Annotated in this window: 10 protein-coding genes; 7 read left to right on the forward strand and 3 right to left on the reverse strand. The window is 41.2% G+C overall.

The features are described 5' to 3' along the window. Positions 1-87: 87 nt before the first annotated feature. Positions 88-2,226 carry a sigma 54-interacting transcriptional regulator gene (locus tag ACH11B_RS26285; RefSeq protein WP_377611263.1) on the reverse strand — a complete coding sequence of 713 codons (2,139 nt, stop codon included), beginning with the start codon at positions 2,224-2,226 and terminating at the stop codon, positions 88-90. A gap of 218 nt (positions 2,227-2,444) precedes the next feature. Here ACH11B_RS26285 and ACH11B_RS26290 point away from each other — a divergent pair, with 218 nt between their 5' ends. The 4 genes from ACH11B_RS26290 (at position 2,445) to ACH11B_RS26305 (ending at position 10,253) form a co-directional block, all read left to right on the forward strand. Beyond that, positions 2,445-3,977, forward strand: a complete 1,533-nt coding sequence (locus ACH11B_RS26290) for a catalase (protein ID WP_377611265.1) — start codon at positions 2,445-2,447, stop codon at positions 3,975-3,977. Between the two features lie 80 nt (positions 3,978-4,057). Then, positions 4,058-5,044 carry an alpha/beta hydrolase gene (locus ACH11B_RS26295; RefSeq protein ID WP_168204587.1) on the forward strand — a complete coding sequence of 329 codons (987 nt, stop codon included), beginning with the start codon at positions 4,058-4,060 and terminating at the stop codon, positions 5,042-5,044. A 279-nt stretch (positions 5,045-5,323) separates the two neighbouring features. After that, positions 5,324-9,010 carry a sigma 54-interacting transcriptional regulator gene (locus tag ACH11B_RS26300; RefSeq protein WP_377477580.1) on the forward strand — a complete coding sequence of 1,229 codons (3,687 nt, stop codon included), beginning with the start codon at positions 5,324-5,326 and terminating at the stop codon, positions 9,008-9,010. Between the two features lie 244 nt (positions 9,011-9,254). After that, complete coding sequence (locus ACH11B_RS26305) at positions 9,255-10,253, forward strand: alpha/beta hydrolase (protein WP_013668104.1); 999 nt, start codon at positions 9,255-9,257, stop codon at positions 10,251-10,253. On the opposite strand, the gene ACH11B_RS26310 is transcribed toward ACH11B_RS26305, so the two are convergent. After that, positions 10,250-10,615 (reverse strand): helix-turn-helix domain-containing protein, encoded by a 366-nt coding sequence (locus ACH11B_RS26310; protein WP_149106098.1) that lies wholly within the window; start codon positions 10,613-10,615, stop codon positions 10,250-10,252. The genes ACH11B_RS26305 and ACH11B_RS26310 overlap by 4 nt on opposite strands. Before the next feature lie 500 nt (positions 10,616-11,115). Here ACH11B_RS26310 and ACH11B_RS26315 point away from each other — a divergent pair, with 500 nt between their 5' ends. From ACH11B_RS26315 to ACH11B_RS26325, 3 genes are read left to right on the forward strand one after another with little or no spacing between them, the layout of a single operon-like run. Continuing rightward, positions 11,116-12,069 (forward strand): heme-binding domain-containing protein, encoded by a 954-nt coding sequence (locus ACH11B_RS26315; RefSeq protein ID WP_377477583.1) that lies wholly within the window; start codon positions 11,116-11,118, stop codon positions 12,067-12,069. Beyond that, positions 12,066-12,512, forward strand: a complete 447-nt coding sequence (locus ACH11B_RS26320; protein ID WP_377477585.1) for a hypothetical protein — start codon at positions 12,066-12,068, stop codon at positions 12,510-12,512. Before ACH11B_RS26315 ends, ACH11B_RS26320 begins: the two co-directional genes overlap by 4 nt. Positions 12,513-12,554: 42 nt before the next feature. Beyond that, positions 12,555-13,508, forward strand: coding sequence for a helix-turn-helix domain-containing protein (locus ACH11B_RS26325; protein ID WP_149106101.1), 954 nt, complete (start codon positions 12,555-12,557; stop codon positions 13,506-13,508). A gap of 82 nt (positions 13,509-13,590) precedes the next feature. Here ACH11B_RS26325 and ACH11B_RS26330 read toward each other — a convergent pair whose 3' ends face one another. Further along, positions 13,591-14,373: an alpha/beta hydrolase gene (locus ACH11B_RS26330; protein WP_013668110.1), complete on the reverse strand. Its 783-nt coding sequence runs from the start codon at positions 14,371-14,373 to the stop codon at positions 13,591-13,593. Between the last annotated feature and the right edge of the window lie 103 nt (positions 14,374-14,476).

Below are 14,476 nucleotides of genomic sequence, written 5' to 3' on the forward strand. Positions count from 1 at the left end.
CGACGCGTAAAAACACGACATAATATTACGAAACACACCCCATTTGCTACACGCGTAATTTTACGCAATGCTAGCCCACATAAAAATTTACAAGGCGTAATTTCGTTTGATCCCCAAACGCTTTAATTTACTGAATAAAGTAGAAGGTGGGATTCCCAATAGCTCCGCTGCTCCCCCGGGGCCGGATACTTTACCACCACACGATCGCAATACTTGCGTAATTTGATGCATTTCGTGTGTTAATGTAGAAGATAGCTCGCTGGGTTGCGAAACAATTTTATCAAGATGTCTATCCGGCAAATAAGCTTCGGTAATGAGCGCTTGCGATGCCATTAGAATGCTGCGTTCGATAACATGTTCCAGTTCTCGCACGTTTCCGGGCCAATCATAATCCCGAAACTTCCGAAGGACCTCTCTCGACACGCCAACTAGTTTCTTTCCTATTTTCTTTGCATGTTTATCCAAAAAGTGTTCAACTAATATGGGTATGTCCTCCTTTCGTTCCCGCAACGGGGGGACATTTATCGGAAACACATTTAAGCGGTAATATAAATCCGCCCGGAAGTTTCCGGCCGTTACTTCATGCAACAGATTTCGATTTGTTGCAGCAATAATCCGTACATCAATCGGTATCGGAAAGTTAGCACCTACGCGTTCAATTTCTCGTTCTTGCAGTACACGTAATAGTTTTGACTGTACTTCCATCGGCATCTCTCCAACCTCGTCAAGAAAAAGCGTCCCACCATTTGCCAGTTCAAATTTACCCAACTTCCGCTCGCCGGCACCTGTAAAACTACCTTTTTCATGCCCAAATAATTCACTTTCTATTAAATTCAGCGGTATCGCCGCGCAATTGATCTTAACCATTAATTTAGCACTCCGTTTAGAGCGGTTGTGAATTTCTTTAGCAATCAACTCTTTACCTGTACCCGTTTCACCGGCAATAAGAACAGTACTATCCGAGTTTGCTACCTGTCCAATGGCGTTAAATACCGACTTGATAGCCTTTCCCTCCCCTACGATTTCGCTATACCTGTACTGTGCACTCAACTCTTCTTGAAGCGATATATTCTGTTCCTCCAATTTACGTTTATAAAGCTCTATCTCGGCTAACTGCTCGGCAATTTTATCCTTTGCCAATAAATTGGATAAAGCGATTGCCAACTGTTGCGATACGCTACGAATAATATCTAAACATGAAGGAGAAAATGTACCCTCCACGCGGGTCCAAAACTGAATAAATCCGGTGTAAGATCCCTCCGTTCCTAAGGCCAGCACGGCCATCTCCTTCATCTTGTTGTCATGATTTATTTTTATGAAGACTGGCGCATCTTTGTCTTTCATCAGCTCATCTACCGAATAAACCAAGACATCACCGGTATCCAAAGGTTCTTTAAAAATATGATAATTGGTTGAAAACTTAAGTTTTATCGCACCCTCATAAAGGCGATGGCTTATATTGGGGTTTTTTGGATCAAAAATATAAGGGTATAGGTATTTACCATCCTCCGTTATCAAGCTCAGCACGCTATGCGAAAAATCAAAAAGCTTTTTCAGTTTAAGATTGACGATATCCAAAAAATCCCCGGAATTTTTTATTGCTGCAAAATCGTTACTGATTGCCAGTAACGCGCGCTGCTCATATTCTCTTCTCTGTAATTGTTCTGCCGCTAATATATTCGCTAAAACCGTTGTTAAATGGCCTGAAATCCATGCTAACATTTTCTCCGCATAACTAGCGTGATATTGTGATTTATTTAGAACAAGGCAAAGTAAACCAACCAGATGATCGCCCATTTGTAAGCGACATCCTACCAACACCAGATGATCCATTGAAATCTCAGCGAAATGGCCATCCACCACAAGCTGCTCAAACATATTGAAGGTAAACAAGTTACCTTGCAACTCAGAGCGATCGACTGCCTCATTTATAGCCTTTGATTCGCGTGCCAGTGTCGCGTGCCATAGCTGCTCATCGAAAGATAATTGTTCAAATGAATGGCTGGCAAAAAAGGGGTTATAGTTTTCGGTTGTTTTATCAAAGATGCAAACCAATCCTTCTTTGAAGGATACCAACGAAAACAACTGATTTCGTACAAAAAGTTGCAACTCTTCTTTCGTGCGAATCGTGGCAAGCAACTGACTTAGGTGAATCATAGAATCTCTTGTCAGCAAGGATGCTGCGTCTAAATGTTTTTCGGGTACTCGCTCTTCAACCTTTGACATGTCATGTTAGCTTTTAATTCGAATAAATTTCATGATTATTTTTTTGTTATTCGGCTATTGATATCCCTTATTCATCGAAAAAAAAACAGGGCCATCCACTACTGAATTACCTTCACCAATGATTTGTAAAGTCAGCTGTTTATGGGCAGGTAAATATATTGCGGTATCTACGCCATAAAGTAACTAAATAACAGGTATCAAAACACAAAATTAATACAATGGAAGATCTATTCAAACTCAGGTCCGCATCCGGGATTCCTTACGTATATGAACAAGATTCTCGCAGTGTAGGCCCCCGTGGGCCACTGCTGTTGGAAGACTATATATTGCATGAAAAAATGGCTCACTTTAACAGAGAGCGGATCCCGGAACGTGTGGTTCATGCAAAAGGTTCTGCCGCCTTCGGAACCTTTACAGTTACCAAAGATATTACTCGATATACACGGGCTAAACTTTTTAATCAGCTAGGTAAACAGACGAAAATAATCTTGCGCATGTCTACCATTGCGGGAGAAAAAGGCAGTGCCGACTCAGAAAGAGATCCGAGAGGATTTGCTGTCAAATTCTATACGGAAGATGGTAATTGGGATTTGGTAGGCAATAATACACCCGTTTTTTTCATAAAAGATCCTAAAAAATTTTCAGACTTTATCCATAGCCAAAAACGCGACCCCTATCACAACCTACGCAGCGCTACCCGCATATGGGACTTTTTCAGCTTTAATCCCGAAAGTTTGCATCAAGTACTCATTTTAATGAGCAATAGAGGAACCCCCTATGGTTTACGGCACATGCATGGTTATGGCAGTCATGCCTTTAGCATGATCAACGCAAAAAATGAACGTGTATACGTCAAGTTTCACTTTCGTACACAACAGGGCATCAAGAATTTCAGCCATGACGAAGCCCTACAAATGCGCAGTGCAGATCCTGATTTTTCGCAACGGGATTTATTCGAGGCAATCGAAAGCGGCAATTTTCCCAAATGGACCTTATTTATTCAGGTGATGACGACCGATCAATGCAGCAAATTAGCTTTTAACCCGTTTGATATCACCAAAACCTGGAGCCAAAAAGAATTCCCTCTGATAGAAGTAGGGGTATTGGAACTGAACAAAAATCCAAGTAACTATTTTGCCCAAGTCGAGCAGCTCGCTTTCGCACCGGCCCATGTAATAGATGGTATTAGCTACTCGCCTGATAAAGTGCTCCAAGGCAGAATCCTCTCCTATCCAGATGCCCAACGCTATCGGCTGGGTGTCAATTATGAACAGATCCCGGTCAACCAATGCCTATTCGCAGTACATAATTATCAACGCGATGGGTTGATGACCGTAACTAACAATGGAGATGGTTCCGCAAATTATTACCCAAACAGTTTTGATCAATTATTTATTGAGCATGAGTATAAGGAGCTTCCTATAAAACTGGGCAACGCCATAGCCGACTGGTATGATAGAAATAGCGAAGGAGAAAATGACCATTATAGCCAACCCGGGGTTTTATTCAGGGAAGTGTTGGATGATAAAGAGCGCGGCGACCTCTGTTTAAATATCATCAAGTCAATGCAGGGCATTACCGGTGAAAAATCGCTGGAAATTATTCATCGCCAGCTTTACCATTTCTGCCAAGTAGATCAGACGCTGGCACAAATAATAGCAGAAGGTTTAGGTGTTAGCCCGCCCTCTTATCAGAGCAGCCCCTGTGTCAAAAACCAAAAGATCAATACACCAATACCGTTTACCCATTAAATTTTTATAATATGAAAAATACAATAATCAACCCAATTATCTTTACATGGATAGTATGTCTAACGCTAAATTCAGTTATCATGGCACAAACAAATCAAACAATTAAAGCGGAAAACGATCCACATATCCTCCGAGAGGTGCGTGGTTTTCTAAAAGCACTAAACGCAGGCAAGGGCGAGCCGATTGAAAAACTTTCGCCTAGTGATGCGAGGCAAGTACTCGTGGACGCACAAAATTCCGTAACCGTCAACTACGCCGGCATTGAAGAATCAGAAAAAGAAATTACGCAAGACGGCCAAACCGTTACCATTCATATTGTTAAACCGGTTGGCGTAAAAAGCAACGCACCTGTCTTTATTTATGTACATGGTGGTGGATGGGTGTTAGGTGACTATCCTACCCACAAGCGCCTAGTACGTGATTTAGTAGTAGGAAGTGGTGCCGTAGCAGTATTTCCCGACTATACGCCGTCTCCGGAAGCCAAGTATCCCATTGCAATCAATCAACTATACGCAGCCACAAAATGGGTTGCTGAAAAGGGGCATGAGATAGGCGTAAACGGTAAAAATTTAGCCATTGTTGGCAATAGCGTGGGAGGAAATATGGCCGCTTCCGTCGCCCTTATGGCAAAAGAAAAAAAAGGCCCAATGCTGAAACTTCAAGTGCTCCTATGGCCCGTAACAGACGCGGACTTTGACACTGAATCTTACCATCAGATGGCCAACGAACGTTTTCTTACCCGTAATATGATGATATGGTTCTGGGACAACTATTTGCCTGAGAAAAATAAACGGAAGGAAATATATGCATCACCCTTGCAAGCCAGTGTCGAACAGCTGAAGGGACTTCCGCCGGCATTAGTGCAGACTGCCGAAAACGACGTGCTAAGAGATGAAGGTGAGGCCTATGCCAGAAAGTTGGATGAAGCAGGTGTACCTGTTACATTAACACGCTATCAAGGTTTGATCCATGATTATGGCTTACTGAACCCGATTGCAGAAATTCCTGCCGTTCAAACGGCCTTATTACAAGCAGCTACCGTAATTAAAAAGGCGCTGTCTGAATAGTTTTCATATATTGTGGTAGCGAAAGCCTTTCCTCATGTTGAGGAAAGGCTTTTTTTTTTTTAAAACAAGTCACTTACTCAATAAGTTCTGTCATTACTAAACCACAGCAGCCAATAGCAGTATCTTTTTTCAATAAAAATTATTGTTTCGTATGAGTATTTTTTTCATGTCGCTCGTTTAGGGTTTTAAACAATATAGCAAGATCAGCTACTCAAACGATCAGCCTGCAAATTAAATTGAAAATCATCGCTTTATGCGAGGAGACAAAAAATATATGATATGAAAAATGGTTTCGAAATGGGTTATCCAACAAGCGTATCGTTCAACAGAGAAGACATTCTTGAAAAATTATCCTTGTCTTTGAGTAAGGCCAAATCGATTGAGGAAATGTTGTCGATTTTGAGACAACGACTGAAGCCAATTTTTGGCACGACGAGTATCCTGCTTTGTCGCCTAAATGAAGACAAAATAACCTACTCTATCGATCATTTGCTTTCTATTTCAGATAAGCAATCAGAATTTTTTCGGGTTTATCAGGAATCACCATGTGATTATTTTGACAACTACTTCAATAAGGTTGTTGAAGCAGGCGTACCCCTTTTTCTCGAAATCGACAGCCACGGAATCGGTAAAGGAAATGGTATCGCCGCTATTTTCACTATGCTCCGCGCGGAGGAGGTGGTAGCGATACCCATTCTCGAATTGAATCACGACTTCGCGTTGTTTTTCGATAAATCTTCCGGGAACGGAACAGACCCGGAAAACCTGTTCATCTTATGTAAGTCAATTGCGTTATACCTCCGTTTAGCTTTCTCAAAAATACAGGAAACGAAATTGCTAACACGTGCTATTGAGCTACATCAGCAAGAAAGGCGATTGCACACGATACTGGCTACCTGTTATACCAAGAAAGAAGTAAAAAATTGGCTATTAAGGCATTTTCTTCCCTATATAGGAGCAGAACATGCCAACATTTCTATAATTAGTGCTGATTACGAACGTTATTGCATGTTTTTGGACACCAAAAAAACAACGGATGACCAAACCGTTAGTTTTGCGTTCCGTTGTTCAGGATTAAACCTGTCCGGATCCGTCATCGATCTGGTATTTACCAGCAGAACCTTGCAAAAGGAGATTATTATAGAAGAAAACGGCGCAGAAATCAATATGTACAACATACCGCTTATCGATGGTGATCATGTAATTGCTGTACTTTCAATCTATACACCTAACGACCATGATATTAACTTGAAAGCAATTGAGCCTTTCGAAGCATCTATTGTAGAGAAGCTTTTGTTCTTGAAAGGACAAGAAGAGCAGCTCCGGATTAGTAATGAAAGAGCTTTTATAAAAGAGTTACGTTTAGCACTATCATCAGTTTATACCAGCGAGGGCTTTTTACCTATATTATCAGAGCATCTGCGGAAGATATGGGAATATAATGACATAGCGCTATTGATTCCTTTAAAAGAGCTCACCCGTGATGGCTCTTACCTAAATCATTTCGAGGCTAAGCGAAGAGCCCATCCTTATTTTAAAGAATGGTTAACTAATTGCCTTTCTTCGCTTACAGAATTACAAACATGCAACGAAGAGTACTCGGTCGAGGTTTATGACGTTAAGAATCTTCCCGTCAACAAAGCACTTAAAGCAGAACATCTTGCGTTCTGTAAAGAAACCGGAATCAAAACAGCGTTAATCATTACCCTACAAAACGATGGAAAGTTTATTGGAAGTTTGATGCTATTTTCAGAAAAGACAGGTTTTCCGGAACTGGAACCATTTTTCAAATTTTCCCTGAGTTTTCTTCTGTCGTTGACTACCAATTCGCTTATTTCGAAAGACCTATTGGCAACAAAGGAAAAGCAACGTCGGTCGCTTATTGATTTAGGAAAAAGTTTAGCTTCTTTTCAAAATAGCATCGATTTGTTCGATTTTATCTTTAACGGTTTAACAAACGTCATTTCCTTTGAAAAAGCCTCTATCGTTCTGGTTAAAAGCGTTGAAAAACAGTTTTCATTATTAACCATTAATACCTTTCAAAACCATCAATCAGACAACCTCATATTGAGTGATACGCAGTGGGAAAATATAGCGGGGCACCAGTTGTTAAAACTTGTTGTCAAAAAGGATGCGACGTTTATGGAAGCCAAAGATTTACCCAATGAACTCCGCCCCTTTCTTACTCCTACATCGGAAAACAGCGAACCAACGACTATCGGTTGTTTTCCAATACCAATTGAACACGATATCAGTGCAGTTTTGTTTACAACATTTCCAACAGATACGGATCTGGAACAAGCAACCGAACGGTTCAACATGCTTGTTCCCTATCTCACGATTGCATTAAAAAATGCAAAATCTTATGAATCACTTAAGAAACGGGAACAAGAACAGGCACAACTGCTAGAGCTAAGCAATCAATTTGCAGCGATTAAGAGTAGCGAAGATTTTTCACATATTGTCAATGAAAAACTGAAGAAAATCTTCTACTTTTCCCATTCAGTGATCGGTTTAATAGACGAAGGGGGCGAAACCACCAGCCCATTCATTTTAGATCCACATTCTCGAAATTTCAATCACCCTAAGTTTGATGAAATTGTCAAAAACAATCGTTTTTCGATGAAATGTCCGCTCTTTCAAAAACCGATAACGTCAGGGCAGCTTGAACTTTTCAAAACAGAAGAAGCACGACATGATCGGTCTATGCCCGCATTTGTAGAGATGAACTATGAGAGCGGTATCAAGGAAATAGGTGTATTGGCAATTAAAGTAGAAGGAAAATACATGGGCTTCCTATTGCTCTTCAGTGATCATGACAACAGTTTTCCACCCGAAAAGCTCGGCATCATACGAGGCATTTCATCTCAGATTGCGGTTGCGGTTTCAAATTTAATATCGAGTGCGAAAATAGCGAAGCAATTTCAACAAATTGAAAGTTATAAAAGGAAACTGGAGGAAGAGAATTTACTGCTGCACGAAGAGATTAAGACACATTATGAGTATAGTGAGATCATAGGTGATTCGCCCTTAATGCAAAACGTTTTTCACCTCATAGATCAAGTATCCCAATCAGACAGCACCGTACTTATATCCGGGGAAACCGGTACAGGAAAAGAGTTGCTTGCAAGAGCCATACATAATCATTCCGCTCGAAAAAATAAATTAATGGTAAAAATCAACTGCGCCGCGATGCCGGCAAACTTAATTGAAAGTGAGCTATTCGGCCATGAAAAGGGCAGTTTCACCGGCGCTTTTGAACGCAAAATCGGAAAGTTCGAACTGGCTCACCAAGGAACGCTGTTTCTTGATGAGGTAGGCGAAATGCCTTTAGAGCTTCAGGTTAAATTATTACGTGTTTTGCAAGAACGGGAATTTGAACGGGTTGGTGGCAGTACGGCAATCAAGGTGAATGTGCGTATCATCGCCGCCACCAACAGAAATCTGCAGCAAGAAGTTACGGCAGGGACCTTCCGGGCCGACTTATTTTATCGGCTAAATGTCTTTCCAATAATGGCCCCGGCACTTCGAGACAGGAAGCAAGATATGACCATGCTTGTACAACATTTTATTCAGAAATATAACCGAAAAATCGGCAAAGAAATAAGCGGTCTGTCGCAGGATGTTATGCAAAAGCTATTACATTATAATTGGCCGGGAAACGTCAGAGAGCTTGAACACTATATAGAGCGCGCGATGCTCATGACAAGCGGAAAAATCATCAAAGAAATAGGTTTGCCCGAAAACGCTCCATTGGCACCCGCCAACGAGCATGCTTCAACAACTGTTTACAACAATGGTTATTCACTAAAAGAGAGTGAAAAGCAACATTTAATGAGTGTTTTGAGGCAGTGCAATGGCAAAGTCGCCGGGCCGGGTGGTGCAGCTAAATTATTGGGATTACCCGCTACCACCGTTTATAGCAAAATAAAACGTCTTGGTTTATCCAAAACCTATAAATTGTAGATAGAGCGACTTCCTTTCGCGACATGAAATTACGATTTTTTACGAAAAATCGTAATTTTACGAACCATAAAAATGTATAACACACTGACTTATTGACCATTATACCTTGGCATCACTTTTGGCAACTGTGAACGAATTATCATGACAAAAGATGCGCAAGCACCTCGCTGCAATAACGCTTAAAAAATTGCGGAAGAGCGTAGTGCGGTTTTCTTTATCAACGCATGATAAGAAAAGTTTTAGCATGAAAAAACCGTCATCAGCAAATAGAAAAGCCAACGAGTCAGAAGAGTTCAACAATTGGGAAAAACTATCGCAAAAGACCAAGGATTTCTTGGAAACCATTGATATCTCCAAGGTAGATTTGAATAAGTTAAATATCAACGACGCTCGAAAGAAATTCTTCGAAACACAGAACGCTATTGAAACCGATTTATCGGGCGTCATCGTTTATACCAAACACATCAACGCCGATGGTTTTACCCTTTCGCTGGAAATAGTAAAGCCGAAATCGCAAACGGGCACTTTGCCGGCTTTTATTTTCATTTGTGGGGGTGGTTGGGTATTCGGTAATTTTGAATCGCATAAACGTATGATACGAGACTTGGTAGTAGAGTCGCAGTGCGCCGGTATCTCTATTAATTATACGCCCTCGCCGGAATCAAAATATCCGCAAGCTCTGACAGAAATATATGCGGCATGCGTATGGATTGCACAACATGCAGAAGAGCTCGACATCTTTGCCGATCGCATCGGCTTAGTTGGAAACAGTGCAGGAGGAAATATGGCGGCCGCAATTGCCATGATGGCCAGTGTGGAAAACAAAATACAGTTTCGTTTACTGGTATTAATATGCCCCATTACAAGCGGAGTTTCAAGAGAACTTTCTGCAGTTCTTCCGACTATTATCCATCGCTTTGCCTCTTCTTTGCGAAATTGGGTAGCCGATCAATATGCGCGTTGTGAAGAAGATAAAAATGAAATTTATTTTTCTCCACTCAGCGCCAGTTTAGACCAGCTCGCCGGATTGCCGAGAACCTTTATACAAATAGCCGAGAATGATCCTTTGCGAGCAGAAGCCGAAGCTTTCGGACGAAAATTAGACAAAGCAGGCGTTCTGGTAACAACGGTTACTTACAACGGTGTCATACATGACTTCGGTTTATTCAACGCCCTGGCAGAGCTTCCTCAAACCCGTTCACTTTTTGCACACAGCGGTGCAGAGCTAAAAAAACACCTTTAAACACCTAATTTATTCGCCTTGATATAGGCTTTTCCCCATACGTCCAGCGATTCAAAAACAATCTGAAGAGACTTACCCAAATCGGTCAGGCTATATTCCACCCGAGGCGGTACTTCCGGATAAACTGTTCGAGCAATGAGGCCATCGTTTTCCATCTCCCGCAATTGAAAGCTCAGTGATTTTTCAGAAACGTCACCCAAACCTTTAGCAATCATCGAAAAACGAACAGGAGTGCCCTGTTGCAATATTTTATATATTTTCAGTTTCCATTTTCCACTGATAATGGAAAGCGCAGCTTCCACAGAACAGCTAGCATCACTATTATTATCACAACTTAACGTTGCTTGTCTACTGTAGCTCATACTTAAAATAGCTTTCTATCAAAAATAAAATTTGTTACACTAATTACAATCCATTAAGAAGCATCCATGGACACATTTGATCTCATCCCATATCGGTCAAACAACAGGAACAAAAATAAAAACAGCAAATGCTTGTAGTATATGAACGTCTCAAACCCGCTTTCGCCAGTAATACCGTCAGCATACAAATGATACAGGTACAAAGGTATCGAGCATACATATAAAGCTGTTAAAGTTAGCAATGAAACATCAATTGTTTTCTTCATAATTTTACAATTTAGATTTTCGGCACAATCGTTTTACTCAAATATCCCATCTTTTCAGATCGATCAGCCGACTTTTCGTTGAACAGGAGCTATTCGTCGGTGAATACGTCTCAATCTAATTTTGCTTATCCCGATTTTCATCAAGTTGAACGTTGCATTCAAGCCATTCACCTAAAAATCCCGCACTTGAAACACCACTCGAAGTACTTTTGATAAAAACTAAACACGATTATCATGTCAAAACGTAATTTCCAGTTTTTCATCGTCTTACTTACAGCACTAGCGGCGCTTCTATTTGCCGGCTATGGCGGTCGTGGCATCAATAATGGCCCAACAGTAAGTGAAATAGAGGCTCCCGAAGATGTCAAAAACATACTCAGAAAAGCCTGTTATGATTGCCATTCGAACGAAACGAAACTCGCCTGGTTTGATAAACTGCCTATCATTTCCATTGCCGTTAGAAAAGATGTAGAAGAAGGGCGACGGCACTTGAACTTTTCCGTGTGGGACACCTTACATCCATCGGAAAAAAGAGCAAAATTATGGGATGTATATAATGTAATCAGAGCCGACAGAATGCCGCTTATGTCTTATTTGCAGGTTCATCCGAAAGCACACATAACCATTGCTGACCGACATATACTCAAAGCCTATATTGACGGTTTTGCCATAAAGCAACCGGCAGATTCTACCGCAACAGAAATAGCGCTAACACAATACAATGGGTGGACAAAAAATAAAGTCGCCCGTAAAAGTGTTTCTCCAAATGGCATTGAACATATACCTGCATATAAGACCTGGCAGGTCATGAGTACAACATCCAGATTTGATAATGGTACCATGCGCGTACTGTATGCAAATCCCATCGCTGCACAAGCAATTCAAAATAAAAACATCAATCCATGGCCAAAAGGTTCCATTATTGTAAAGGCCATGTGGCAAAAACTGGAAGATAAAGATGGCCAGGTGCGACCGGGTAAATTCATTAACCTGCAATACATGGTAAAAGACAAAAGAAAGTATCGCAGTACCGGTGGGTGGGGATTTGCACGGTTTGACGGTCTGCAACTAAAGCCATACGGAGATGCACTTATTTTAAGCACTGAATGTATCGACTGCCATAAGACGGTCGAACAGAACGATTTTGTATTTAACCTTTCTACTAAACAACAACCCGAACAACGATGAAACGCAGCATTTTATATGGACTTATCCTTTTATTGGCCAGCGCTTGTACCAATAATTATACAAGTCACATCCGTGACTTATCTTTCCAAAACGACAGCCTTCGGGTTATTACCATGTTAATTAATGAGAAAGCAAACACAATTGCTGTATTATTCGGCAATGAACTCGCCCTTAAAAACAAATTAGCGCAGAAGCCGCGCGAAAATAACGAGTTATACAAGCTTGTCACCTGGCGTCAGCAACCGAATACCTTTTGGTACGGTAGTAAGATTAATGGGGCCTTATTATGTATTGAAACGGTAAAAATAAGCTCAAAAGAAGGTCAAGTGGTTCCGATCTATAAACTTGACTGTTTCGACAGTCCATTCTCCGCGGATCTTCCTATTGATAGAACACAACGCATCTCCTTTATTATGAATCAGCAACTAGTCGTATTGCCCTAATTGTATTCAACTTACACACCCCATTTTAATTAAAAAGCCATCATGAAATACCCCTTATTTCTTACCAGTCCCATCGACCAATGCATCAGCTTTCGGTTTTCACGTTTCCCACAAGATCATTGCATAGAAAAAACTCAAAGGTTAAGTCAATTTTCAGTTGCCTGGATCCAAGAAGGAAACGGCGATCTGCAAGCCGAATTCAGCACATTTCCAATCACAAAAAACACCCTGCTCTTCTTTGAGCCGGAATACCCTTTCTCTCTAAAAGGAGAGACATTAAGCGGTATCGTGATGAACGTTCATCCCGATTTTTTTTATACGATAAAACAGCAAAGTGAAGTCTCATGCGACAATATTATTTTTAGCCGCGATAGGCGAAGTTCCATCATTCAGATCAACGATGTGGATCTTCCGCTGTTCGACAATTTATTTCAACAAATTGAATTGGCAATCGTCACGGAAGCTGCGGGTCAGTTCGACCTATTGGTGGCCTACCTCAAGATTTTAATTATTCAAGCTGCCCGCGTCAAACTAAAAAACCATACCCCTACCATATTTTCTGAATCACTTGACACCACCCATCAAGCCAAAATTCTTAGAAAGTTAAAGAAGGCTATTGATGAGCACTACAAAAAGTTGCACAATCCAAGTGAGTATGCAGCACTACTGAATGTCTCGGTAAAAACGTTGGGGAGAATTGTCAAAACGCATTGTGATAAAACCATAACAGCCCTAATAGCAGAAAGAATATTACTTGAGGCACGAAGAGAGCTTTATTTAACCGAAAAACCTATAAAAGAAATTGCTTTTAATCTCGGCTTCCATGATGAATACCACTTTAGCAAATACTTTAAAAACAAAGCAAGTCTTTCACCCTTACTCTACAGGAATGTACTAAGGCACGGGGAAGGTAATACGCAAAAACAAAACACTCAACCATCGCCCATCCTGATAGCTAATGAATCTGGTAGCCAGTTGGCAAACAGCCTCACTTAGTCGCTTACGTGAAGACAAAAAAGCCTGAAAATTACTCCATGAGTAAATCCAGGCTTAAGCATAGACAACGAATTACAGATACCTACTGATTTTCTGATGCGGCAATGATTACATCGGCAACCTCCTCCGGATGCGTCATAAAAATCACATGGCTACCTTTCACTTCAACGGTTTTTGTGCCCGAGCGTTTATACAGATTCCGTTCAATATCAGGGTTAATACTTTTATCTTCAGTAGCTACAATACCATAAGAGGGTTTCGTTCTCCAGGCAGCTTTGGTTATTGTTTCCACAAATCCAGCCCCATTTATCGGTTGTTGAGATGCAAACATGAAAGCCGCTTCCTCGGCGGGAACGTCTGCCGCAAATCCCGCATGAAATTTTGCTCTATCGTAATACACGTAACCCTTATCGTCCGGGGGGAGGATACCGTTCTCCGGAAGTACAGGTGCTGTCTTTACCCATTGTATGGTATTCTCGCCCTCATCCGGTTGATGGGCGGCCACATACACCAAAGCGGCTACTTTGCTGTGATTACCTGCTTCTGTAATAACCGTACCGCCCCAAGAATGCCCAACTAAAACCACCGGTCCGTCTTGCCTATCGATTATCCGATTCGTCGCTTCAACATCATCTTTTAAGGACGTCAATGGATTCTGCACAATGCTTACCTCATAACCTTTCGCTGATAGAATATCATAAATGCTTTTCCATCCCGACCCATCGGCGAATGCACCGTGAACGATCACTACATTTTTAACTTTCTTCTTTTGCGCTAATGCTTGCGGTGCCACCACGGCTAGATTGGCTAAAACGACGGCTACTATCAATGCCACTTTGCCTTTTGAATAATTAACTGTTTTCATTTTTTTGAATTTAATTTCTACAAAAGTCGGCCATAGATACTATCAGGAAAATGGATGGATGACGCTTCCATTTGTATATTTTTCTACCCGAACTTAACCTTGG

The sequence above is a fragment of the Olivibacter sp. EAT-5 genome (assembly GCF_044784325.1).
GTDB lineage: Bacteria > Bacteroidota > Bacteroidia > Sphingobacteriales > Sphingobacteriaceae > Olivibacter > Olivibacter oleidegradans.

Bases quoted from the DNA above. Each gene is read 5' to 3' on its own strand.
- ACH11B_RS26285 (WP_377611263.1), bottom strand. From the start codon at position 2,226: ATGTCAAAGGTTGAAGAGCGAGTACCCGAAAAACATTTAGACGCAGCA.
- ACH11B_RS26290 (WP_377611265.1), top strand. From the start codon at position 2,445: ATGGAAGATCTATTCAAACTCAGGTCCGCATCCGGGATTCCTTACGTA.
- ACH11B_RS26295 (WP_168204587.1), top strand. From the start codon at position 4,058: ATGGCACAAACAAATCAAACAATTAAAGCGGAAAACGATCCACATATC.
- ACH11B_RS26300 (WP_377477580.1), top strand. From the start codon at position 5,324: ATGAAAAATGGTTTCGAAATGGGTTATCCAACAAGCGTATCGTTCAAC.
- ACH11B_RS26305 (WP_013668104.1), top strand. From the start codon at position 9,255: ATGAAAAAACCGTCATCAGCAAATAGAAAAGCCAACGAGTCAGAAGAG.
- ACH11B_RS26310 (WP_149106098.1), bottom strand. From the start codon at position 10,615: ATGAGCTACAGTAGACAAGCAACGTTAAGTTGTGATAATAATAGTGAT.
- ACH11B_RS26315 (WP_377477583.1), top strand. From the start codon at position 11,116: ATGTCAAAACGTAATTTCCAGTTTTTCATCGTCTTACTTACAGCACTA.
- ACH11B_RS26320 (WP_377477585.1), top strand. From the start codon at position 12,066: ATGAAACGCAGCATTTTATATGGACTTATCCTTTTATTGGCCAGCGCT.
- ACH11B_RS26325 (WP_149106101.1), top strand. From the start codon at position 12,555: ATGAAATACCCCTTATTTCTTACCAGTCCCATCGACCAATGCATCAGC.
- ACH11B_RS26330 (WP_013668110.1), bottom strand. From the start codon at position 14,373: ATGAAAACAGTTAATTATTCAAAAGGCAAAGTGGCATTGATAGTAGCC.